This is a genomic window from Aerococcus viridans (assembly GCF_001543285.1).
Classification (GTDB): Bacteria; Bacillota; Bacilli; order Lactobacillales; family Aerococcaceae; genus Aerococcus; species Aerococcus viridans.
Genome location: NZ_CP014164.1, coordinates 932,649 through 957,627 on the forward strand (window position 1 = coordinate 932,649; position 24,979 = coordinate 957,627).

Below are 24,979 nucleotides of genomic sequence, written 5' to 3' on the forward strand. Positions count from 1 at the left end.
ATTACATGTCACAAAGTCAATTAGCGACCACAATAAGTAATGAAAATGCTGAACCACATCCCTTAGCTAGTCAGGCCATTTCTGGAGGCCTTTGCGCTATTGAAAATGTCTGGGTGTCTGGTGTACATTCTGGTTTCAAACACTGTAATAAAGATTTAGCCCTGATTTATTTTCCAAAAGGGGCCACTGTGGTAGGGGTATTTACAAAAAATGCCATCCAATCGCATCATATCAAATATGATAAAAAACGCTTGAATGAACAGGCCACCTTTAAAGCCATTATGATTAACTCAGGAAATGCCAACACCTTTAACGGACCAAAAGGAGATACCGATGTTCAAATCATGGCTAACACACTAGCTAGCAAGCTAAAGATTCAACCAGATGAAGTCCTGATTTGTTCTACGGGTGTTATTGGTGTACCAATGGACCTGAGTAATTTCGACAACCAAGTGGACACATTAGCCCATAACCTGACGGCCGGTGATTCGATTCAAGCGGCTGAAGCCATTATGACTACGGATACCAAAATTAAACAAGCTGCTATTGCCTTTGAAATCGAAGGGCAGCTCGTTCACCTAGCAGCCATTGCCAAGGGGTCAGGTATGATCCACCCGAATATGGGCACCATGTTGTCGTATTTGGTAACTGATTTGGATCTTGGCCAAGAGACCTTACAGCAATTGCTGAAAGCGTCTGTCAACCAATCTTTCAACAAGATTTCAGTTGATGGGGATACTAGTCCCAACGATACCGTCCTTCTGGCGTCTACCAACAAGGTCTCTGTCAAGCCAACTAAACAGCACATACTCATTTTTCAGGAGAAATTAACGGAAATCTGTCAAATGATGGCTCAGGAAATCGTGGCCGATGGAGAAGGAGCAACAAAATTTGTCACCGTTGCTGTGAAAGGGGCGGCAGATCAAGCAGACGCTGAAGGCATTGCCAAACAGGTAGCGACATCGTCCCTTGTGAAAACAGCTGTTTACGGGCAAGACGCTAACTGGGGCCGGGTACTTTCAGCCATTGGTCAAGCCCAACCTGATTACCTAGATCCAACGAAAATTCAGATCAGTTTTATTTCTGAAAAGGGAGAGATTTTAACCTGCAAGAATGGTCAAGGGCTAGTATTTGATGAAGATTTAGCCTATGAAATCCTATCTGAAACAGACATCACAATTGCTATTGATTTAGGCATCGGTAAGAGCCAGATAGCCGTTTGGACCTGCGATATGACTGAAGATTACATCAAAATTAATGCCGACTACCGGAGTTAGGAGGAGCATATGACGACACAAAATCTCAATACACAAGAATTGATTGCATTAGGACAAGAAGTCACCATGCACACCTTTAACCGTCAAGAAACAGTTTTGGTCAAAGGTCAAGGTCCCTATGTTGAAGATCTTGATGGGAAGATGTACATCGATTTCATTTCTGGTATCGCCTGTAACGTATTAGGGCACGCCGACCAAGGATTCGTCGAATACATTTCTAAGCAGGCAGGCAATTTGATCCATGTGTCTAACCTTTTCTGGAATGAAAATGGGGTAAAACTAGCCGAAAAATTAAGCCAAGCTTCAAATCTGGACAAGACTTTCTTCGCCAATTCTGGGACTGAAGCCAATGAAGCAGCTATTAAACTGGCCCGTAAATGGGGGACTGAAAGCAAGGGACCGGATGCCTTTGAAATTATTTCCATGAACCAATCTTTCCACGGCCGGACCTTAGCAAGCTTAACGGCGACCGGCCAAGAAGACATGCACACCGCCTTTAAACCTTTGCCAGTCGGCTTTAAATATGTGGATTTTAATGACGTTAACGCTTTAAAAAAGGTTGTTAACAAGAATACTTGCGCCATTTTGCTTGAGGTCATCCAAGGAGAGGGTGGGGTCAATGCCATTACGCCTGAATTCATGTCTGCTATCAACACACTGCAAAAACAAGAAAATGTCCTCGTGATTGTAGATGAGATACAAACAGGAATTGGCCGTACTGGAACTATGTTCGCCTTTCAACAAACCGCCTTAAGTCCAGATATCATCACCCTAGCTAAAGGGTTAGGTGGGGGCATACCAATCGGTGCTGTAGTAGCAAAGGACCGGGTGGCCGACCACTTTCAACCAGGAGACCACGGCACTACCTTTGGTGGTAATCCATTAGCTACAGCAGCGGGCAATTATATCTTGTCAGCCATTGACAACCAAGAACTATTGAAAAATGTGAAGGTGATATCTGCTTATATTAAGGATCAAGTGCAATCCTGGCAGTCACCTATAATTGAAGAAGTTCGTGGTCAAGGGTTTTTGATTGGGTTGAAAGTCACTAAGCCAGTAGCCCAAGTGATTGCGGCAGCAGCAGACCAAGGTTTACTAGTGACTTCAGCTAAGGACAACGTCATCCGTTTACTACCCCCATTAAATGTCACAAAAGATGTGGTAGATCAAGCTTTAGCTAAGTTGAAAACGGCTCTTGAGCGTGAATAAGGCTAGTAGATACCTATAAGAATGTCCTTCTAAATGATATCTTATAGGTTGACATACCCTCAATATCCTGGTAAATTGCTTTTATACCATAACAATTTCAAAGAAAGGTCAGGTATCCAGTCCAATGAAGTTATAATCCTACTTTATTTAAAATAGTGAGCGAGAAAAAACACCGATAATAGTGTTGGTTTAACCTCGCCTATTTTGGTAGGATAAAAAACTTTGGACGGATACTATCGACCTTTCTTTTTGTGTGCATTTTTATCATTGAAGAAAGTTTCACGAAACATGTAAGTGGGCCTATATCTAGGGTATACAATAGACCTAGATTGGGTTGGCATCGTCATTTTTCAAGTATCCATGTTCAACATTTGTCCTACTACAGAACAAATTAGTAGGGCAATTTTTGTGCCCAAAATAATAAAGGAGGCACATATATGTTACAAATTAAACACTTAACTATGACGCAAGCTAGCACTGTATTCACCATAATTGACGACTTATCATTTGTGGTAAACCCTGGTGATAAGGTCGCAATTATTGGCGAAGAGGGCAACGGGAAATCGTCGATTCTAAAATATATTGTCGGGGATGAAAGTATTCAATCGTATCTTGAAATTACCGGGCAAATGATCAATCATTTTACCCAGTTGGCTTATTTACCCCAAGCTATGGCAAATGAGGACCTAGCAAAGTCATTGGAAAATTATTTTTTCAGGGGTCGGGATTACGCAGATGTGGATTATCAATTGCTCTATCAACTGGGTAACCGGCTAAACTTTGATGTGGAACGGATTTATGACCAACAGTTAGTGGGAGACCTGTCTGGAGGTGAGCGGATCAAGTTTCAGTTGATTGACTTGCTGATGGATGAGCCAGATCTGTTGGTGATGGATGAACCATCTAATGATCTAGATGTCGAAACCAGTCTCTGGCTTGAAAAGTTTATTCAGCAAAGTGACTTGGCTATGATTTATATCTCCCATGACGAGTTGTTGCTTAAACGAACCGCCACCCATATCCTCCATGTAGAAAGATTGACCAACAAGTCGACTGCCCGGTCAACATTTGTAAAGGCCAGCTACGAAGATTACCTAACCCACCGTGACCAAGAGATGTCCAATCAGGAGAATTTAGCCAACAAGCAGCGGGTAGAAGACCAAAAACGGATGGCGAAGTTTAACCGCGTGCACGATTCAGTAGACCACCAATTGAACAATACCAAGGATTCTACTGCAGGACGACTTCTTGCTAAAAAGATGAAAGCTGTCCAATCTATGGACAAGAGATTTGAACGCGAACGGGCCAAATTTGTGGACCATCCGATTAAAGAAGCGCCCATTCATATTGAATTTTCTAACGTGAACCCTTTATCCAAGAGCCAAGTGGTCGTGCACTTAGACGACGGTCAAGTGACCGTTGATGACCGCACATTAGCCGACAATCTGCAACTAACTGTCAAAGGTCAAGATAAAATCGGCATTATTGGCCCTAATGGTATTGGCAAAACGACTTTCCTTCGTCAACTTTGGTGTGATTTAAAAGATGCTAAAGGCCTCCAAGTGGGCTACATGCCCCAACAATACAGTGAGGAAATTCCTGATGACCAAACCCCTATCGAATTTATGACTACCAGTGGGGACAAGGAAGAAAGAACGCAAATCATGACTTATTTGGGTAGTCTCCGCTTTTTACCTGAAGAAATGGACCAACCAATAGCTTACTTATCCGGTGGGCAAAAGGGAAAACTTATCCTAGCCAGTTTGGACCTTAAAGGATACAATGTCTTACTCTTAGATGAACCGACTAGGAATTTCTCAGCTTCTTCTCAACAAGAAATCCGTACGGTTTTCAATGATTATCCCGGCGCTATCATCACCGTTTCCCACGACCGACAGTTTTTAAAATCAGTGTGTGACACAGTGTATGAATTAAGTTCTGAGGGGTTTCAAATCGTTGACCATGTCAATCAATGGTAAAAAATGAAAATGTAGTGAAAACTTTCATGGCATAATGGAAGGGCAACCGGATGCTGGCTGATATAAAAAAGGCAGGTCCGGTATTTTTTGGAGGGGCCTACATGCGTTTATTTATTTAAAGTCGCCCCTTGAGAAAACCGTGTAATTCATTACATGGATGAATCAAGTTCTAGGGCGACCGTCATTGTATTCCGTTAATTGATTTTCTATATACTTTTTAACAGCTTCTTTAGACATACTGCCTACTGTTGCCATGAAATAACTAGGTGTCCATAAATGGCCACCCCATAACATTGTCTTTGTTTCTGGATAAGCTTTAAACCATAGACGTGCAGATTTCTCTTTAAGTGTCTTGACGATACTACTTGCGGCATGTTTAGGGTTGAACGAAATCAACATATGAATATGGTCAGGCATAACTTGCAGCGATTGGATGACAATATCATGTTCATCACAAATGTGCGTCAACATATCTTGCATGGCGTTTTGCTTTTCAATGGTTGTAAATATTTCCTTACGATACTTTGTTACCCAAACCAAATAGAAATTAAAATTATAGACATTTGTCCTTGTTTTCACAATCATATGTAAACACTTCTTCAACTAAATTATAGTAATTGTTATCGCTATAAACAAGTGTCATACGTATGGTATAATATATCTATAAACGCAAGGGGGTGAAAACATGTATCAAGGAATTGAGTGTAAAATCTATCCTAACGAAAAACAGCGTCAGTTAATTCATATGACCTTTGGTCATACCCGATTCATCTGGAACGAAATGTTGGCCATGTTGAATGCGCGGTACGAAAACAATCCTGACCTTCAAATGCTATCTTATAATGCGTTATCCTCTCTTATTCCACAAATGAAGAAGGAATATCCCTGGTTGCGTGAAGTTGATAGCGTAGCTGTTCAATGTAGTGTTAAACGCTTATCCGAAACTTTTGTTCGTTTTTTAAAGGTTATTCAAAATACCCAAAATTCAAATCAAAGAAGAACACCAGACAGTCGTATTTAAGTACCATACGTGGCAACAACATTCGTTTTAATGATAATCAGCGGTATATCAAATTACCCAAATTAGGTTGGATAAAATGTAAGTCAAGTGTGCTTCATATTGAGAATGAACGCATAAAATCTGTCACCGTTAAATATACACCTAGTGGCGACTACTATATCTCCCTTTTGGTCACAAGCGATAATCAAGCAATGCCCAAAACAGGAAATGTAGTCGGTGTCGATTTAGGTGTAAGTGATTTAGCTATTACGTCTGATGGTCAAAAATATCAAAGTCAGCGACTACATTTGTCTTATAAGAAGCAATTACATTATTGGGAAAAGCGAATGGCCCGTAGACGTTTACAAGCCAAAAAGAACGGTGTAGCTTTAGCGGATGCGAAAAACTACCAGCAAGCCAAACGCCAAGTGGCCCGTATTCATCAACGTATCAAAAACATCCGCAAGGATTACATTCATAAAATCACAACCGATATGGTTAAAAGTTATGACGTTATCGTTCTAGAGGATTTAAAGACGACTAATATGATGAAAAATCATCAATTAGCCCGTTCAATCGCTGGCCAATCCTGGCGGATGTTTAGAACAATCCTAGAGGCAAGGTGCGAAATGTACGATAAGACATTTGTGGCTATTAATCCGTACAAGACATCCCAGAAATGTTCTAATTGCGGGTATGATAGCGGTAAAAAAGCGTTAAATATACGTCATTGGACTTGTATGAAGTGTAATCTGCATCACGATAGAGATATCAACGCAGCTAAAAATATATTAAATATTGGCCTGGAACAGGCCTTAGTTAAATAGCTTAGACCGCTGTTTTGCTTTGAAATAAGTGGAACAAGTCATGAGTGTTCCTAGAAACACGCCATTTTAATGGCGTTGTAGTTCATCAATATAATTATGCCGAATGCAAGAATCGAACTTGTGACCCCCTCATTACGAATGAGATGCTCTACCAACTGAGCTAATTCGGCGAAAAGTATTAAATTTCCTTTTCTAAAACATAAAATATTGTACGCCTAAAATTTTTCCTTGTAAAGTAAAAATTATCTTGTTATTTTACGAGGCAAATCCCTAAAAATACCTGAATCTTTGTTATAATTGTTCTGTATTGAAAACGAGTGGAGAAGATAAATTATGAATGTAAATCACTTATCAGACCGACTAGCATCGGTCGCAACTTTTGTGAAAGATGGCGCGCGGCTGGCAGATATTGGGTCAGACCACGCTTACTTACCAACCAATTTGGCTAGCCAAGATAAAATCACTAGTGCGATTGCTGGTGAAGTTGTGGCGGGTCCTTTCCAGTCTGCTCAACAAGAAATTGCTCGTCAGGAATTAGGACATATGGTTGTGGCGCGACTTGGAGACGGCTTAGCTGTTATTGAACCAGCAGACCAAATTGACACCATTACCATTTGCGGTATGGGCGGCGCTTTGATCGTGGATATTCTAGCCCAAGGGTTAATTGACGGTAAATTAGCGACTAAACCGCGTCTTATTCTGCAACCAAATGTGGCAGAAGATAAGGTGCGCCAATGGTTAAATACTCATTCTTATGAGATCGTTGATGAAGCGATGATTGCTGAAAATGGTAAGTTCTATGAAGTGATTGTGGCGGATTACCGAGACAATCTACAACAAGAATTGACCAGTGACGATATTTTATTTGGCTTATTCAACAAAGAAAAACATGCAGCCATTTTCCAGGAAAAATGGCAATTAGAATTGAAACGGACCAACTATGTATTAGACCAACTTGAACAAGCCAGTAACCGCGATGAAAATAAGATTGCCCGTTACCAAGAATTGAAGGCAGCGATACAAGCACAATTAACTTAAGGAGGCATTGATTTGTCACTCACAATTAGAGATTTTATCCAGCAATTCCAAACTTTTGCACCAGAGTACTATGCCGTTGAAAGGGACCCAACAGGCTTACATTTTGGCCGTCTCGACCAAGAGGTTCAAAAGATTTTGGTGACTTTAGATATTCGCCCTGAAGTGGTTGAAGAGGCTAAGAAAATTGGCGCGGATTTTATTTTTGCCCACCACCCACCCATTTTTAAACCGGTGAAACGCCTAACGGAAGATGATCCGCAACAAGCGATGTATGCAGAAATTATTCGCTCAGGTATTGGGGTATACGCGGCCCATACCAATTTGGATGCTGCGCCAGCTGGGATGAATGACTGGCTTTCTGATTTATACGAGGTTGAAAACGTAGAAGTTTTGCGAGCCCATACGATAGATGAAGTGACAGGACAAGCGATTGGCATTGGACGCATCGGAGATTTAGCTGAACCGATGACTCTTGAAGATTTCGCTGAATTTGTGAAAGTAAAAACGGGCGTCAATGCCTTAAGAATGGTCGTTGCTGATAAAGATAGACCTGTTAAACGGGTGGCTATTCTAGGAGGTGACGGGGGTTCTTACTTCATGGATGCACTGGCTAAGGGTGCGGACACCTTTATCACAGGTGACGTTTACTACCATACCGGCCACGATATGATTGCGGCGGGCTTAAACGTGATCGACCCAGGTCACCATTTTGAAGCAATCGTAAAATCTAAAATGACAGACAAGTTTAAGCAATGGAACGATGAAAATAACTGGCAGGTTGATGTAGTTGCTAGCCAGTTAAATACGGATCCATTTACATTTATATAGGAGGAAATACTAAATGACTTACCAAATTAAAGACCAAGAATTATTAAACCGTTTTGTGACTTATGCAAAAGAGAATACGCGCTCAAACGAGGCGAATGCGGACCAAGTCCCTTCATCACCAAACCAAGTAGCATTTGCTAAGAAATTAGCCAAAGAATTAACGACGTTAGGTTTTTCAGATGTTTTTTACAATGAAAAAGACTCATTCGTTACAGCGACAATTCCTGCAACAGATGACAGCAAAGAATACCCGACAATCGGTTTCTTTGCCCACGTAGATACGGCAGATTTTAACGCTGAAAATGTTCGTCCACAAATCATTGAAAACTATGATTGTGGTGTGATTCCTTTAGGTGATTCTGGTTATGAATTAAATCCTGCTGAGTTTGATTCTTTAAACAAATATGTCGGCCAAACTTTGATTACTACCGATGGAACAACTCTACTCGGTGCAGATGACAAGGCGGGTATTGCTGAAATCGTTACTGCTGGTAAATACTTAATTGACAATCCCTCTATTAAACATGGAGAAGTGAAAGTGGCTTTTGGTCCGGATGAAGAAATAGGTGTTGGCGCTGACCGCTTTGACGTTGAACGTTTTGCGGCTGACTTTGCCTACACTATGGACGGTGGGCCACTAGGTGAATTAGAATTTGAAACTTTCAATGCGGCTTCAGCAGTGGTTGAAGTAGCAGGTAAAAACATTCACCCGGGTTCAGCGAAGGATTTAATGATCAATGCCTTACAAGTGGCTATCGATATCCATAACCAATTACCAGAAAACGAACGTCCTGAAAATACAGAAGGACGCGAAGGTTTCTTCCACTTAATGGGTATGGAAGGGAATGTAGAAGCTGCTAAAGCGACTTACATTATTCGTGACCATGACCGTCAACAATTTGAAAACCGCAAGGCATTAATCCAGGATGCTGCAGGTAAATTAAATGCATTTTATGGTAGTGAAATTGCCACAGTGACCTTAAATGATCAATATTACAACATGGGTGCAATTATTGAAAAAGATATGCGTCCTGTGACCCTTGCTGAAAATGCCTTTGCTGCTGTAGATATCAAACCAGATATTATTGCAGTTCGTGGTGGAACCGATGGGTCTAAATTGACATACATGGGACTACCAACACCAAACTTATTTGCAGGTGGGGAAAACATGCATGGTCGTTTTGAATATGTCAGCCTAGAAACGATGGTTAAGGCAACGGAAGTTATTCTGGCCATCATCGAGGGCGCTGGCAACTATGACAATCTATAAAATACTGTTTTTTTAAATATATGAAGGTAAAAATATTTACCGCAAATAAAGAAGTTGACGTCTATTAGACGTCAACTTCTCCTTTTATATATTTAGCAATTAAAAACATTTGCTTTTACAAAAGGAGTGCTTATGAATTTACAGTTTATTTTAAAGACCCCGACACAAAATAACCTAAAATCTGTATATGAAGACATTGATGCTTATCTAAGAGCAGATGTCGAAAATCAAGTCTTTATTATCACTGACGACAATATGAAATTTGATTTAGAGATGTCTGTTTTACGTCAAATGAAGGCAGTTCAATTGAATGCTGGCCACACAAATGACAATAAATATGCTGGAATGATGCGATTACAAGTGCAGTCCTTCAAACGGTTGGCTTGGTATTTATTGCAGAAACAAGATAGTCAATCAGTTGGGGATGTTTCAGATATTGGGAATATCATGGTTATCGGTCGCGTTTTAGCAGATATGAAGGATGACTTATTGGTATACCGGGGTGAATACGACCAGATTGGATTTGTGGAAGCCTTGGCTGACTTGTTTAAAGAGTTAGTGAACGGTCAAATTACTAGTGACGTCTTTTTAAATTCATTATCTAGCTATGAATCTAGTGACCAGCCCTTGGTTCAAAATCAAGTCAAGAAAATGAAAGAATTGGCTGCAATTTACGGAGAGTATGAAAAGTATTTAGCAGGCTTAACAATGGCTGACCAAAATGTTTTTGCCCAATTGAGACAGGTAATTTCAGACCAAGATTTATCTAAAACAAGAATTATCATTACGGGCTTTGATTATTTTAATGCCCAAGAGTTGGAGACGATTGTTGCCTTCCTTGAAAATTGTCCACAAGTGCAAATTGTGCTGAATTTAGATCAACCTTATGACTTTAGGACGCCGGACTGGTATGAGTTATTTACGGTAACAGGGAAAACTTACAATCAATTGATGCAATTCGTTAGAAAGCAAGAGATTCCATTTGCTAATCCTATAGTAGCTGAATCGAATAATAGTTATGCAGATGGTTTTAAAGTTTTAGATCATTATCTAAGAACGGACAACCGTATTGAAAGTGGCCAAGTTGCGCAAACTGATCCTGCTAAAACGGCAGTCAATCAGGTCATGGAAATTTGGGAAGTACCATCTACTCATATGGAGGCTGACCAAGTAGCCAATGAAATTTATCGATTAGTGTCAGATCCAAATACCGATTACCGCTACAAGGATATCCAAATCCTATCTAGAGATGAGGATACCTATCAACACGCCTTACAGGCAGCTCTTGACGCCAATGAAATTCCTTATTTCGCTAATTTCCAAGAAGACATGGCCCTCCATCCGCTTTACCGGCTGATGATGAGCTTATACCGGGTTTACCAAGGTAATTGGCGGTATCAAGATGTCTTTGATTTACTGCGTAGTGAATTATTAACCCCCGTTGATTTGGATGTCTTGGCCGATTGGAATGGCCCAACTTTTGATTCAGTAGGGGCGGTATCGGATGAATTGTCAGCTTCCAAAAAGGGGCAAATTCAATTCCGGGATGCCATCGATTTGACAGAGAATGTTGTTTTACGAAATGGTTACGAAGGACAATTTTGGTGGTCTAAAGACCGGATTTGGTCCTATATTTTAGTAGGGGAAGACGGCGAAAAAATAGGGACAAAGCGTGATATTGCGATTGAAGCAACAGCTAACCAGGTAAAAGCTTTTGTTGTTGGGGCCTTGTCGCCATTATTTGACAATTGGAAAAAGGATCAAACGACAGAAGCGGCTATTACATATTTCTACCAATTCCTAACCAATAATGGGATTCCAACCAATTTGATGAATTGGCGAGACAGCTATTTAGAGGCTGGGCAATTACAAGAAGCGAGACAGCACGAACAGGCTTGGCAAACCTTTATCCATATGTTGGATGACTATGTCCTCTTATTTGGTGAGGAAGCATTTGACCTAGAATACTTCTTTAAGATTTTAGATTTGGCTTTTCAAAATGCAAGCTATGCCACGGTGCCACCAACAATGGACGCTGTTACAATTGGCTCTTTTGATGAAAATAAGGTTGATGCAAAGAAAATCACTTTCCTTTTAGGTATGTCCAAATATGCCTTGCCAGTGGTCTATGAAGAGAAATCTCTTTTAACCAACGAGGACCGGCAACTAGTGGTCAGTCAATTAGATGACTTACAAGCCTTAAAACAATCGGCAGATAGTAAGAATAACAATGAAGCCTATAAAGCTTATTTGGCATTCCTATCTGCCACAGATCATTTATATATTTCCTATCCCTTGAATAACGGCGATGCGGATACTGAAGGCTTGTCGCCAATGATCGGCCGTATTGCAGAGGCTTTTGATATTCAAACCAAATATCTACGGCAACCATCTGACCATGCAGCTGAAAAAACCTTGTTAAAACTGGGTAATGGTCACACACAAGTCCGTTATTTACTGAAAGCCATGGCCCAAGATGCCCACGGCCAACAACGTTTAAGCCAGATATGGCGCCCTGTATATGACCAGGTAGTATCCAATCAATCTGTTGCTGGTTTCTTTAAATGGTTGCAGTCTAGTTTGACCTACCATAATACGGTACTGCCACTTACACCAGAATTGTCCCGGTCCCTATACGGGGATATTTTGGCCGTATCTGTGTCCCAGCTTGAACTCTATAATCGAGATCCCTTCTCTTATTATTTGAAATATGGGTTGAAATTAAAAGAGCGACCTAGCTTCCAATTAGATTCCTTGCAAACAGGGAATTATTTCCATGAAATGCTGGACCATTTTTTCAAGGAAGTAAATCAAAAAGATTTTGATTTGGCGAATCTTTCTGATGGCGAGGTCAAGGGAATTTTAGGGGAAGTGACGGATAAGTTAAATGATCCAGATGTCTATCCTGAGTACACGATTTTTAAGGTTAACCACCGCAATAGTTACTTGCAGGAATCGATGAAAGAGACCATTCAGTTGCTGATTGAGAATATAATCAAGCAACGGCAAGCGGTTAATGTAGAAACTATCGAAACGGAACAACGATTTGGCTACACCCAAAATGAGGACGAGGAAGAAGAGACCATCACGCATTTCACTTTAGCAAACGGGCAAGAAGTTCGTTTGCGCGGTAAAATCGACCGGATTGATGCGGTATCACAGGTTGAAAGTGGCCTGAAACAAAACTTCATCCAAGTGGTGGATTATAAGTCATCGGCGCATGATGTGAAATTTGACCAGATTTATGTGGGGTCCCAATTGCAACTTTACACTTATTTGAAGGTGGCTTTAGACCAGTTAAATCAAGATGGTCAAACTGCCTTGCCACTAGGTGCTTTCTACCAACGGATTTTCCAACCTCAAGTGAAAATTAAAAAACAAACAGATTTAACTGACAAAAATATTGCGGATCAAATTTTGGCCGACTTGAAACTGTCGGGTTATGTACGGGCTGACTATGATCTATTAGAAGATATTCATAGCGAAGGACTTGAACCAGGTGGGAAGTCGAGCGTTTATGCGGTGAGCCGGAACAAAGGTGGCGATTTCGCTAAATATGCTAAGGTCTTAACCCAGGATGAGTTGAATAAGTTGTTAGCCTTTGTTGAAGAGAAGATTGTGGCTACAGCAGAACAAATTGTGTCTGGCCATATTGCTTTAAATCCGCTTGATGATGATCCCTATGTTCCGTCCATGACTGAGCCTTACCGGTCTGTATCTATGTTTGATGCAACGGACTATACCAATAAATATCGACCAAATCCGTCTATGAATCAGGATGAATTTTTCAAAGCCTTAATGACAGATGCCCATGTAGATGAAAGTGTAGCAGAGGAGGACCAGACAGACGATGAAGAATAGACAAAAGCAAACCACTATTCCATTGCAAACAGAAGCTAATGCCCGTTATACAGCCGACCAATGGGCAGCGATACATTTAGAAGGGGATAACCTGCTCGTTTCAGCCTCTGCTGGTTCTGGTAAAACGAGTGTCCTTGTCCAACGCATTTTGCAGAAGGTACGACGCGGCTATGGGGTGGATGAGTTATTGGTTGTAACGTTTACCGAAAAAGCGGCTAGTGAAATGAAAGAGCGGTTGGAAGTAGCCTTACAAGAAATGATCAATGAAGAATCTGACGCTGACAGCCGTCAGCACTACCTGCAACAAATCGCCAAATTGCCACAAGCCAATATTTCAACCATTGATGCCTTTTGTAAGCAAGTCATCCAACGTTATTATTTCCTAATTGATTTAGACCCAGTTTACCGATTGTTAACCGATGAAACTGAAAATATGATGCATTTTGAAAATGTTTGGGAGTCCTTGAAAGAGGACTTATTAGCAGAAGGCAATCCAGAATATTTACGTATGGCAAATTACTTTGCTTCCGACCGTAAAGATGACAAGATTGACCGGTTGATTTTTGACCTATACAACAAGTCTCGGGTCCATACCCATCCAAACGACTGGTTAGATGGGTTAGTAGCTAAATATCCGGATGCGGATACCCCCTACGGTGAGTCTGCTTTTTATCAAGAATATGTGGTCCCTACTTTAATAGATGAAATTGAATCTCTTGAAAATACTATTCGTTTGTATATCGAAGACCTGCCGGTTGCTGAAGCGGTTGGTTTTGAAAAAATGGCCACTTCTATGAAAGAAAAGTTAGCTTACTTAGACCAATTGAAGACGAATGTGAGGGCCTCTTATAAGGATGCTTACCAACAAATTATTGCAACATCTTTCCCAGCTTTAGTTTCAATGAGTAAGAAGGACTTTGAAGATGGTAACGACGCGCAAATTGATTTACGAACTCAGTTAGGAAAACGACACAATAAAACAATTAAGGACGTATTCGACAAGGATATCATGCCTTACTTTACTTTTGACGAGCAATATCAAGGCCTCTTTATTCAAGAGGCTAAAAAACTTGGGCAAGCTATTATAAATGTGGAGAAGGTCTTTACTGAACGAATGACAGCCCATAAATTTGACCAAAGAATCTTAGATTTCTCAGATATTGAACTTTTCACCTATCAAATTTTAAGTAAGCAGTTAGCGGACACAGAAGCTGGCGACGGCGAAAGTATGAGTGGAAACGTCAATACTATGAATGAGGCTAAGGCTTACTATCGGGATAAGTTCACTGAAGTCATGGTGGATGAGTATCAGGATGTCAACGCCTTACAGGAAGCCATTCTACAAGCTGTATCAGGGAATCCGGAACATCCAAATATGTTCATGGTGGGGGATGTGAAGCAGTCGATTTACCGTTTCCGCTTTGCTGAACCAGGTTTATTTATCCATAAATTCAACCAATTCGCGGATGGTAATGGAGGGCAAAGGATTGTCTTAGCGGAAAACTTCCGGTCAAGAGCAGATGTCCTTGATTTTACCAACTTTATCTTCCGCCAAGTCATGGATCCACAAGTGGGGCAGATTGCTTATGATGAGGATGCAGCCCTTAAATTGGGCTTTACCGCCTATCCAGAAACCGACCGAATGCAGACTGAAATCCTCCTTTACGAAGAGGAAGATGGCGGTAAATCTAGCGATTACGACCAGGAAGGTTTAGATGGTCTAGAAGGCGACGTCTCAAATGGGACGAAAATGCAAGCAGAATTGATTGCCCAATCCATTTTGGACAAGGTTAACAACCAGCACATGATTTATGATAAAAGGCTACAGGTGAATAGACCCATCACCTTTAATGACATAGTAATTCTTGTAGCAACTAGACGTCACCATTCGGAATTAGAGGATGTTTTTGCTCAATATAAAATTCCTTTGATGTTGGATGATTCGGCGAACTATTTCCAGCGTACAGAAATCCGTGTCATGTTGAATGTCTTAAAATTTATCAATAATCCTTACCAAGATATCCCACTGGCGGCTATTTTGCGGTCACCAATTATTGGCTTAAATGAACAAGACCTAGCGAAAATCCGGATTGCCAACAAACAGGCCACCTACTATGACGCCATGAAAACTTATATGGCAATGGATGAAGGGCAAGATGAAAGAGTAGCTGAAAAATTGCGGACTTTGAATGATTGGCACTTAGCGTGGCGAGACATCGCCCGCGACAAACCGTTGGCGACTTTAATCTGGCAAATTTATACAGATACGGGCTTCCTCGATTATGTTGGTGGGATGCCAAATGGGGAGATCCGGCAAAATAACTTACATGGGTTTTATAAATTGGCGTCTGACTATGAAGCGTCAGCCTTTAAGGGGATTTTCCAATTTATCCGCTTTGTTGAGAAAATTCAAGAGAAAGACAACGACCTGCAAGCACCCAAACACGGGGACGAAGCGCGATCTGCGGTCCATGTCTATACTATTCATCATTCAAAAGGTTTAGAGTTTCCGCTCGTTTACGTGTATAACATTTCTAAGCGTTTTAACACTCAAGATCTAAGGAATCCGGTGATTTATAATGACGCTATCGGTATCGGGGTGAAATTGTCTGATAGAACACGCCACATCACTTATCCAAATATGTTTGAAATGATGGCTAAACGCTTTGAAAAGAAAGACATGTTGGCTGAAGAAATGCGGAAATTATACGTGGCCTTAACTCGAGCGGAACAGCAATTGGTATTAGTGGGTATGGTAAAAAACTTCGATACCACGATTGGCAAGTGGAAAGGGCTTTTGATGAAAGACGAGCAACTATCGCCCTCAGGCCGGATTAAAGCCAACAATCTACTTGATTGGATTGGCCCAGCGCTGATGCGCCACCACGATTTTGACAAGGTCAACCATTCAGTCCATATTCCAGACTATCTAGCCAACACCAAGACTAATTTCCGGGTTGCAGTCGTTTCTAGCGAAGATGCACTTGCGGGTCGCAATAAGTGGGTACAGAAAGTCGATGAATCCAACCAAGTTGACCAAGCAGAACTTTTAGCGGCCATTTTTTCAGATGACAAAATGGCTACCGATGATCAAGATAATAAACAAGTCATTCAGCTACCAGATGCCGACTTCGATTATGCTTATCAATCGGCGACCAAGACAACATCCTTCCAATCAGTATCAGAATTGAAACGGATGCTTCAAGATCCAAGTGACCAGGACTTGCAACCTTGGTCAGTTAACAATCAAAATAAATTGACTAAGACCTTCCGTTATATAGAAGAAGACTATGACCAACCGAGTTTCTTGGCCAGAGAACAAGCTGTCACACCAACAGCTATTGGGTCAGCGGCCCATTTGTTAATGCAGAAGGTGAACTTAAGGGCTAAACCAAGTGAAGCGACCTTTAAAGCCCTCTTTGATGACCTATGCCAAGTAGGCATTTTAAGCCAACAACTTTGGCCCCATATTCAAGTGGATAAACTAGTAGCCTTCTTCGATACGGCAGTGGGGCAATTGATTTTGAAACAAGTTGACCACGTATATAGAGAAGAAACATTCTCTCTGATGGTTGCTGGATCAGAAATCTTTACGGATATGGCAACAGATGATGACTTATTGGTCCACGGGACAATTGACGGTTTTATTTTATTTCAGGACGAAATCTTCCTGTATGACTTTAAAACTGACCGGATTGCTTATCTAAATGAAAGCCAGCAAGAACAAACCTTGATTGACCGTTACCAAGGTCAAATGGCTCTATATGCCCAGGCACTTGAAACCATTTGGGGACGGCCGGTTACACAGAAAATGATTATATCTTTAGACGTATCAAAAACTTTTTTTATCTAAAAACACTTGCAAAAGTAATACAGAAGGTGGTATACTATCTCTTGTATTAGTTTTGCATGCGGGTGTAGTTTAGTGGTAAAACCATAGCCTTCCAAGCTATCGTCGCGAGTTCGATTCTCGTCACCCGCTTATAATAAAACAATGAACGCTGGTGGGATCTCAAAAGCCAGTGAAGGGAAGTGGGGCTTAGGTCTCACTTTTTTTTGCTAAAATTTCAGTAGAGAAATTGAGGAAATAAGTCTAAAAATCAGTATAATCAATTCAGATAGATATCAAAATATCACCATTTTACAAGAATAGAAAGCGAGCGGTTGACTAACTATGGCAAAATTTTATGCAGTGAAAAAAGGAAAAACACCAGGAATCTACAAGACCTGGCCTGACTGTCAGAAACAAGTTAAAGGCTTTTCGGGTGCAGTCTATAAGTCATTTACTAGCCTAGAAGAGGCAGAAGCCTTTATGGGTAATGGGGCACAACCGGTGTCTAAAACGAGTCAAGGGGAAGAAATCCGCTGGTTAACAAAAGACGGTAAAAACGGCCAGGTTGATGCTGATACCATGTCCGTTTATGTAGACGGTTCTTTCGATAAAAAATCTGGTTATTTTGGCTACGGGGGTGTAGTCTTATTTCAGGATACGATCAAAACTTACAAGGGTGGTCGTAACACGGAAGGATTAGCTAAAATGCGGAATGTAGCCGGTGAAATCATCGCGGCGATGCATGCGGTTAAGATTGCGAAAAAATCAGGTGCTAAAAATGTCGTGATTTATCATGATTATATGGGGATCGCTGAGTGGGCCCTAAAATCTTGGCAGGCCAAAAATGATTATACCAAGGAATATCAGGACTATATGCAAGACCAAGCCAAGGATCTAGCTATCGGATTTGTGAAAGTCGCAGCCCACACAGGTAACCAATATAATGAGGACGCTGACCAATTAGCTAAAGACGGGATTCGCCAAGCCAAATCAGCCAATAAATAAGCTAGAATAATGGTAAAATATATTTAAATAATATCAGCCGAGTGGCTCAGGAGGATTTATGTTACTGAATTATCTATTAATTGCAATTTTAGTTGGTATTGACCAAATCGTGAAGTATTGGACAGTGGCCAATTTTGCTGTCAATGAAGGGCAAGATTTCATACCAGGCATTCTTTCCTTCTTTTATATCCAAAATGATGGCGCTGCTTGGGGAATTTTCTCAGGGCAAATGTGGCTATTTTATATCATTACTGTTGCTGTTGTGGCAGTCCTCGTCTATATGCTCCACAAGGAAGCTAAAGGCGCGCCGCTACTGGCTATAGGCCTTTCCTTTATGATTGCAGGAGCCTTGGGTAACTTTATCGACCGCCTGCATTTAAAATACGTGATCGACACGTTTCGATTAGAATTTATGGATTTTCCAATATTTAATGTAGCGGATGTTTGGTTAACCATTGGTGTCATTATGATGATTGTCTACATGATTATTACACCTGAAGACCAATTGGAAAAAAGAACCGCTAACAAGTGAGGAGTGTCATTTTGACAGAAGAAAAGACAGTATTTAATTATACTTATACGGGTGAGGACGGCTTGCGTTTAGACCAATTCGTCACTAATCAATTTACAGACGAAAGCCGGACTACAATCAAAAAATGGATCAAGGACAAATTGGTCACAGTAAACGGCAAGGTGGCTAAAGCGTCACAATCCTTGGTTAATGGAGATTTAATCGGAGTTGAGAAACCGGCGCCTGCTGAAGCGGAAGAATTTAAACCAGTAGCCGAAAAGATGGCTTTAGATATCGTATTTGAAGATGACGACATTTTGGTGGTAAATAAACCGGCAAACCTAGTCGTGCATCCTTCCGTGAATCACCCAACTAATACCTTAGTGAATGGTTTGTTATACCATGTACAGGAAAATGGGTCGCAACTAGCAGTTGGTCGCGAGTCTTTTAGACCAGGTATCGTCCATCGATTAGACAAGGACACCACCGGATTACTAGTGGTCGCTAAATCACAAGCAGCCCTTGAAAATCTAACTAAACAAGTGGCCAACCACCAAATGACACGAATCTACGCTGGTTTAGTCTACGGTGAAATCTTTGAAGCGGGCGGGACCATTGATGCACCAATCCGCCGTCATGAAAAAGACCGGTTGAAATTTGAAACCAACGAAGCCGGTCGTCACGCAGTTACGCATTTCACGGTAAAACACCGGTACGTAGGGTATACCTTGGTCAACTTCCAATTGGAAACAGGTAGAACCCATCAAATTCGTGTTCATGCTAACTTTATCAACCACCCAATCGTGGATGATCCCTTGTATGCAAGACAATATAAGGAGCGGTTCTTCAGTGATAATGGCCAATTATTACATGCCCACCGCTTAGAATTAGAACATCCAGTCACAGGTGAACACATGGTCTTTGATGCGCCAATTCCTGATCATTTCCAGGAGGTATTACATCAGTTGACATTTAAGGGTGTATAATTAATGAAAAGCTTTGCAAAAGGGGAGATACTTTAGTAAAATTTTATCTTGTAATCGTATGAGAGGAGTGTATAGACTATGCTAAGTACAGGAGCTTGGATTTTAATCGTAATTATCGCAGCTATTTTAGGTGCTGTTGGGGGATTCTTTATCGCCCGTAAATATATGGTGAACTATTTTGAAGAAAATCCACCAATTTCTGATGACATGATTCGTTCAATGATGATGTCAATGGGTCAAAAACCTTCAGAAAAACGTGTGCGTCAAATCACACAATCTATGAAGAAATCGAACAAAAAATCTAAATGATGAGATTAAAGCGCCACCAAGCGCTTAATATCAACAATAGCCTCCGTAGCTAATAAGGCATACGGAGGCTGTTTCGTTGTCTAATCAAATTTTTTATCTATATGCGGGTATTAATTTTCGCAATTGGTCAATATTTGTTAGATAATAGGTGAGAATTTATTTAGGAGGGAAGAAATGTTTTCAATTTTTAAAAAATTGGGTTGGTTTTTTAAATTGCGGTGGAAGAGCTATGCCTTTGGGATAACGGCATTGGTTACCTGTGCGATTCTATCAGCTATGACCCCTAGAATTGTAGGGAATATGGTTGACCAGTTGTCAGCAGGCTCTTTAACTGGGCAATTATTAATCACTCAAACAGGCCTTATTTTAATATTGGCTATTATTATGTATGTACTTCGCTACGGTTGGCGGACAATTATTTTTGGAAATTCGACTTTACTAGAATCAATTATGCGTAATCGTTTGTTTAGTCATTTCACAAAAATGGACGCTACCTTTTACCATAAATATCGGACGGGTGACTTGATGGCCCATGCCACAAATGACTTAGCGGCCTTGCGTTTTGTTGCTGGTGGGGGGATTCTGACCTTAACGGATTCTATCTCCATTTCAGTCGTGACCTTGTTCTCTATGTTTGTCTTAATCGACTGGCAATTAACCCTAGTGACTATTCTGCCATTCCCATTTCTAATTGTGGTGGCCCGTGTTCTAGGTCGAATCATTAACAAGCGGTTCCGTAAATCGCTTGAAGCCTTTTCAAGTTTAAATGACGAAGTCCAAGAAAATGTTTCTGGGATGAAAGTCATCAAAACGTTCGGTGAAGAAGAATACTACTACCAAGACTTCGTTGAAAAAACAGACCAGGTTGTCGAAATGAACCGTAAAGTTTACCAAGCAGATGCGGCTTACACGCCAATGATTGAGATTATCACTAGTTTAACTTATGTATTGACCATCTTCTTTGGGACTTACTTTATCCAAAACGGTCGGATAACAGTCGGTGACTTGATTGCCTACATTTCTTACTTGTCTATGATGGCTTGGCCGTTAATTGCGGTCGGTCAACTAGTCAATACGCTTGAGCGTGGTAACGCATCGTGGGACCGGGTGTCTGAATTATTGAACGAACAGCCGGCTATCGTTGAAGCTGATCAAGCTATTACAACGCCGATTCAAGGGGATATCCATTTTGACGTTCAGAAATTTGCCTACCCAGATGATGGCCGGACGAAATTATCGGATACGCGTTTTCACCTGAAAGAGGGCAATATGCTTGGTGTAGTTGGTCGTACTGGGTCTAGCAAAACGACAATCTTCAAGTTGTTGATGCGTGATTATGACCAATACGAAGGTCAAATTACCTATGACGGCAAAGATATCAAAGATTTCAGTCTACATACACTATCTTCAGCAATCGGATATGTACCGCAAACGAATTTCCTGTTTTCAAATACGATTTTAGAAAACATTCGTTTTGGGAATCCAAACCTATCTGAAGAAGAAGTCATTCACTATGCCAAAGTAGCGGATATCCACGAAGACATCATGAAATTCCCTGAAGGCTACCAAACGGAAGTCGGGGAACGTGGGGTGTCTTTATCAGGAGGGCAAAAACAACGGATTGCTATCGCTCGTGCCTTAGCGGTTGACCCAGAATACTTAATCATGGATGACTCGCTTTCAGCGGTAGACGCGCAAACAGAAGAAAATATCTTGACCAATTTACGGCAAGAACGTGCCAATAAAACAACGATTATTGCAGCTCAACGTCTGTCTTCAGTGATGCATGCAGAAGAAATCATTGTCATGGACAAAGGGACGATTATTGAACGTGGTAAACATAGTAAATTAGTCCTTGAAGACGGATGGTATGCCCATACTTATAACCAACAACAATTACAAAGAAAAATTAGCGAAGGTGGTGATTCTGATGGAGAAATCTAGTCAAACAAAGTTTTCACTAGCTGACCAAGTGCGGATCTTCAAAGGAATTATCGGCTTTGGTAAACCGTATTGGCTACCCTTTGCCTTGTCCTTTGTGGCAACAGCAATCGTTGCAGCCATTTCAGCTTATCTACCCATTATCATCCAACGGTATTTGGATGAAGTGTTGGGGACCAATTCAGCAACCCTACAAGTGACGATACAGGTCGCAGCCTTTTATTTTGGCTTAACCCTATTAAAAGTAGCCGTTTATTATTTTAGAGACTTTACCTTCAAATTGACGGCAGAAAAAACAGTAGCCAATATGCGAAATACTGTCTACCAAAAAGTAGTGCACTTAGGTATGCGGTACTTTGACCAAACACCGAACGGGTCAGTGGTTTCACGAGTGACTAACGATACCGAAACAATCAAAGAATTTTGGCAAGTATTCCTGTCATTCTTCGACGGTTTACTGAATATTGTGGCTATTACTTATGCCATGTTTACCCTAGATGCTGGCTTGGCCCTTGTCTTTATGGCCTTTGTACCTGTAATGTTTATTTTGATTTATATCTACCAACGTCAATCGACTTATATTTATGGCCGGATGCGAGTAGCGCTATCTACTTTGAACGCGAAATTAAGCGAGTCTATTTCTGGGATGAATATCATTCAAAACTATGGTCAACAAAAACGTATAATGCAAGAATTCGATGATGTTAACCAAACTTATGTAAGAGCGCGTGTAGGCATGTTCAAAATGAATGCCTTATTATTACAGCCAGCAATCAACTTACTTGAAGCCATCGCCCTGGTCCTTGTCTTGTTTATTTTTGGTTTCCAAGACTTGCAAGGGGTAGCCATAAATGTCGGGGTCGTTTACGCCTTTACTTCATACGCGAAATCCTTCTTCCAACCGATGGGTCAAATGATGGACTCCCTATCAATATTCCAAGATGGGATGGTATCTGGATCGCGAGTATTGGCCTTGCTAGACAATCCGGAAATGGCGCCAGTTTCTAATCCAGGAGCAGCTGGTAAAGTGTCTGAAGGGCATATTCAAATCAAGGACTTGTCATTTTCATATGACGAGAAAAAACAAGTCTTACATAATATCAATATCGATATTAAACCGGGACAAACAGTGGCCTTTGTTGGTCAAACCGGTTCAGGCAAATCGTCGATTATCAATGTCTTGATGCGGTTCTATGAATTCAATCAAGGGGACATTTTAATTGACGGCCAATCTATTAAAGATATCCCGCTAAAGCAACTGAGAGAAGATATCGGCTTAGTCTTACAAGATTCTTTCATGTTCTACGGGGATATCGCTGAAAATATCCGTCTGCACGGAGACTATTCTGATGATATGGTCAAAGCTGCAGCCCAATTCGTCAAAGCTGATGACTTTATTGAATCATTAGATGACGGCTATCACGCCAAAGTAATTGAAGGCGGGGCTGCATTCTCGACAGGGCAAAAACAATTGTTATCATTTGCCCGGTCAATCTTACGAGAACCTAAAATCTTGGTATTAGACGAAGCGACAGCCAATATCGATACCGAAACAGAGCAGAAAATCCAATCTGGTTTAGCTAATATGCGAATAGGTCGGACAACCATTATCATCGCCCATCGTTTATCAACAATTAAAGATGCAGACCAAATTATTGTCCTTAAAAATGGCCACATCATCGAGCACGGAAACCATGACGACTTGATTGCACAAGGTGGCACATATTATAATATGTATCAGTTGCAGACCTATTCGGATGCACATCAAGATATAGATGAAGGGGAAACCGATGATTTATAATATTTTACTGACTTTAATATCCTGGTTTATCCAGTTAATTAATGGTCCAACCAAGATTGATATTGATGAGGCCTTCGATCCAGAAGCCAATTACCTAGTAGTTGGCCCTCACCGTTCAATCCTTGATCCAATCTTTATTGCCATGGCATTACGTCCTAAGCAAATAGCCTTTATGGCGAAGAAAGAATTATTAGCCAATAAATTTTTAGCCTGGTTCTTCACAACCATCAACATCATTCCAGTTGACCGTGAAAATCCTAGCGCTTCAACCATTAAACAAGCCGTTCGAACCATCAAAGAAGGCGAGAAATATGTTGGGCTTTTCCCAACTGGCTCTCGTTATTCAGATGAAATCAAAGACGGTGCCGTTTCAATGGCTAAGATGGGCAAGGCAGAAATTTTGCCTGTTACCTACCAAGGCCCAATTGGTATTCGTGATTTATTCACTTGGAAAACAACCAACCGTGCCAAAGTGCGTGTAGGTAAACCAATCCAATTACCGGATGTTAAACGATTAAGCGATGAAGACAACAAGGCAATCAATCAAGCCATAAAAGATGCTTTCATCGAAAATGACCGTATTCTAGATCCAAATTATACTTACGATCTAGCCGGTGTAGTCGCTAAACGCGAAGCTAAAGAAGCTAAGAAATAAGTTTAGCGGTCAAGGGATGCGTTCTACATAGGCAGGAAGATTTCTAAGAAAGGATGATAAGATGACAAGAGCCACATTTTGGAAACAAGTTTTCTTGCACACCATTCAAAACATTAAATTGTATGTGGGGGCAGAAGCCAAATTATTACTCTTAACCGTCATCATTTATGGTGTAGGCTTTTGGGTCTTAGACATTCACTTGGCCTGGTTAATGGCTATTGGGATTAGTCTAGTAGCCTTACTACCAGTCATTGGTGCAGGGGTTGTCTTTATTCCATGGATATTGATTGAGTGGTTGCAGGGGGATACCCAAGTAGGTTGGTGGCTATTTGCTATTTACCTGGGTGTTGAATTATTGACCGAAATCTTGCAGCCATTACTCATCGGTAAAGATTTAAAATTACCTTTTTGGTTGCCGATAGTCGTAACATTAATGTGTACTGTCGCCTTTAACTTATTTGGGGTCATGGTCGCGGGGATAGTCATTCCGTTGATATCAGCCTATTTTCAAGTAAAAGAAATCGAACGCGCTGAAATCTATGACAACAATTAATTAAAACGAGAGATCTGTATAAAAGCAGGTCTCTTTTTTATTTGTAAAGGGCGTTCAGCAACATGTGAGAATCTTCCTATCATGCCTTAGCGGAGAA

19 protein-coding genes and 2 tRNA genes are annotated in these 24,979 nt (G+C 40.9%); 19 read left to right on the forward strand and 2 right to left on the reverse strand.

Annotation, left to right across the window (positions count from 1 at the left end; genetic code table 11):
* Positions 1 to 5 precede the first annotated feature (5 nt).
* The 3 genes from argJ to AWM76_RS04535 all read left to right on the forward strand — a co-directional run bounded on the left by argJ (position 6) and on the right by AWM76_RS04535 (position 4,465).
* A complete protein-coding gene (gene argJ / locus AWM76_RS04525; protein ID WP_003141099.1) occupies positions 6 to 1,277 on the forward strand; it encodes a bifunctional glutamate N-acetyltransferase/amino-acid acetyltransferase ArgJ in 1,272 nt (423 codons plus the stop codon).
* Between the two features lie 9 nt (positions 1,278 to 1,286).
* Positions 1,287 to 2,486: an aspartate aminotransferase family protein gene (locus AWM76_RS04530; RefSeq protein WP_003141097.1), complete on the forward strand. Its 1,200-nt coding sequence runs from the start codon at positions 1,287 to 1,289 to the stop codon at positions 2,484 to 2,486.
* A 437-nt stretch (positions 2,487 to 2,923) separates the two neighbouring features.
* Entirely contained in the window at positions 2,924 to 4,465 is a 1,542-nt protein-coding gene (locus AWM76_RS04535; protein WP_003141096.1) for an ATP-binding cassette domain-containing protein, read from the forward strand.
* A gap of 162 nt (positions 4,466 to 4,627) precedes the next feature.
* Here AWM76_RS04535 and tnpA read toward each other — a convergent pair whose 3' ends face one another.
* Positions 4,628 to 5,050 carry an IS200/IS605 family transposase gene (tnpA, locus tag AWM76_RS04540; RefSeq protein ID WP_060779346.1) on the reverse strand — a complete coding sequence of 141 codons (423 nt, stop codon included), beginning with the start codon at positions 5,048 to 5,050 and terminating at the stop codon, positions 4,628 to 4,630.
* Between the two features lie 100 nt (positions 5,051 to 5,150).
* Between tnpA and AWM76_RS10950 the strand changes: the two genes are divergently transcribed.
* Both AWM76_RS10950 and AWM76_RS04545 read left to right on the forward strand, forming a co-directional pair.
* Positions 5,151 to 5,486: a helix-turn-helix domain-containing protein gene (locus tag AWM76_RS10950; RefSeq protein WP_235585524.1), complete on the forward strand. Its 336-nt coding sequence runs from the start codon at positions 5,151 to 5,153 to the stop codon at positions 5,484 to 5,486.
* Positions 5,402 to 6,292, forward strand: a complete 891-nt coding sequence (locus tag AWM76_RS04545; RefSeq protein ID WP_235585539.1) for a transposase — start codon at positions 5,402 to 5,404, stop codon at positions 6,290 to 6,292. Before AWM76_RS10950 ends, AWM76_RS04545 begins: the two co-directional genes overlap by 85 nt.
* Before the next feature lie 97 nt (positions 6,293 to 6,389).
* On the opposite strand, the gene AWM76_RS04550 is transcribed toward AWM76_RS04545, so the two are convergent.
* Positions 6,390 to 6,462: transfer RNA gene (locus AWM76_RS04550), tRNA-Thr, on the reverse strand.
* Between the two features lie 163 nt (positions 6,463 to 6,625).
* Between AWM76_RS04550 and AWM76_RS04555 the strand changes: the two genes are divergently transcribed.
* The 14 genes from AWM76_RS04555 to AWM76_RS04620 all read left to right on the forward strand — a co-directional run bounded on the left by AWM76_RS04555 (position 6,626) and on the right by AWM76_RS04620 (position 24,882).
* Positions 6,626 to 7,330, forward strand: a complete 705-nt coding sequence (locus AWM76_RS04555; protein ID WP_003141055.1) for a tRNA (adenine(22)-N(1))-methyltransferase — start codon at positions 6,626 to 6,628, stop codon at positions 7,328 to 7,330.
* A 12-nt stretch (positions 7,331 to 7,342) separates the two neighbouring features.
* On the forward strand, positions 7,343 to 8,158 hold the full coding sequence (locus tag AWM76_RS04560) for a Nif3-like dinuclear metal center hexameric protein (RefSeq protein ID WP_003141054.1): 816 nt from the start codon (positions 7,343 to 7,345) through the stop codon (positions 8,156 to 8,158).
* A gap of 13 nt (positions 8,159 to 8,171) precedes the next feature.
* Positions 8,172 to 9,428 carry a peptidase T gene (pepT, locus tag AWM76_RS04565; RefSeq protein WP_003141053.1) on the forward strand — a complete coding sequence of 419 codons (1,257 nt, stop codon included), beginning with the start codon at positions 8,172 to 8,174 and terminating at the stop codon, positions 9,426 to 9,428.
* 132 nt (positions 9,429 to 9,560) lie between these two features.
* A complete protein-coding gene (locus AWM76_RS04570) occupies positions 9,561 to 13,289 on the forward strand; it encodes a PD-(D/E)XK nuclease family protein (RefSeq protein ID WP_003141050.1) in 3,729 nt (1,242 codons plus the stop codon).
* On the forward strand, positions 13,279 to 17,142 hold the full coding sequence (gene addA / locus AWM76_RS04575) for a helicase-exonuclease AddAB subunit AddA (RefSeq protein WP_003141049.1): 3,864 nt from the start codon (positions 13,279 to 13,281) through the stop codon (positions 17,140 to 17,142). The genes AWM76_RS04570 and addA overlap by 11 nt, the downstream gene beginning before the upstream one ends.
* Positions 17,143 to 17,200: 58 nt before the next feature.
* A tRNA-Gly gene (locus tag AWM76_RS04580) sits at positions 17,201 to 17,271 on the forward strand.
* A gap of 192 nt (positions 17,272 to 17,463) precedes the next feature.
* A complete protein-coding gene (locus AWM76_RS04585; protein WP_003141048.1) occupies positions 17,464 to 18,126 on the forward strand; it encodes a ribonuclease H1 domain-containing protein in 663 nt (220 codons plus the stop codon).
* A gap of 58 nt (positions 18,127 to 18,184) precedes the next feature.
* The gene (lspA, locus tag AWM76_RS04590; protein ID WP_003141047.1) at positions 18,185 to 18,658 is read left to right on the forward strand and encodes a signal peptidase II; all 474 of its coding nucleotides are present in this window, start codon (positions 18,185 to 18,187) and stop codon (positions 18,656 to 18,658) included.
* An 11-nt stretch (positions 18,659 to 18,669) separates the two neighbouring features.
* Positions 18,670 to 19,623, forward strand: a complete 954-nt coding sequence (locus AWM76_RS04595; protein ID WP_039934639.1) for an RluA family pseudouridine synthase — start codon at positions 18,670 to 18,672, stop codon at positions 19,621 to 19,623.
* A gap of 78 nt (positions 19,624 to 19,701) precedes the next feature.
* Positions 19,702 to 19,932 (forward strand): YneF family protein, encoded by a 231-nt coding sequence (locus AWM76_RS04600; protein ID WP_003141045.1) that lies wholly within the window; start codon positions 19,702 to 19,704, stop codon positions 19,930 to 19,932.
* Between the two features lie 174 nt (positions 19,933 to 20,106).
* A complete protein-coding gene (locus AWM76_RS04605; RefSeq protein WP_003141044.1) occupies positions 20,107 to 21,876 on the forward strand; it encodes an ABC transporter ATP-binding protein in 1,770 nt (589 codons plus the stop codon).
* Positions 21,863 to 23,674 (forward strand): ABC transporter ATP-binding protein, encoded by a 1,812-nt coding sequence (locus AWM76_RS04610; protein ID WP_003141043.1) that lies wholly within the window; start codon positions 21,863 to 21,865, stop codon positions 23,672 to 23,674. The genes AWM76_RS04605 and AWM76_RS04610 overlap by 14 nt, the downstream gene beginning before the upstream one ends.
* The gene (locus AWM76_RS04615; RefSeq protein ID WP_039934635.1) at positions 23,664 to 24,329 is read left to right on the forward strand and encodes a lysophospholipid acyltransferase family protein; all 666 of its coding nucleotides are present in this window, start codon (positions 23,664 to 23,666) and stop codon (positions 24,327 to 24,329) included. The genes AWM76_RS04610 and AWM76_RS04615 overlap by 11 nt, the downstream gene beginning before the upstream one ends.
* 61 nt (positions 24,330 to 24,390) lie before the next feature.
* The gene (locus tag AWM76_RS04620; protein WP_003141040.1) at positions 24,391 to 24,882 is read left to right on the forward strand and encodes an AI-2E family transporter; all 492 of its coding nucleotides are present in this window, start codon (positions 24,391 to 24,393) and stop codon (positions 24,880 to 24,882) included.
* The last annotated feature ends 97 nt before the right edge of the window (positions 24,883 to 24,979 follow it).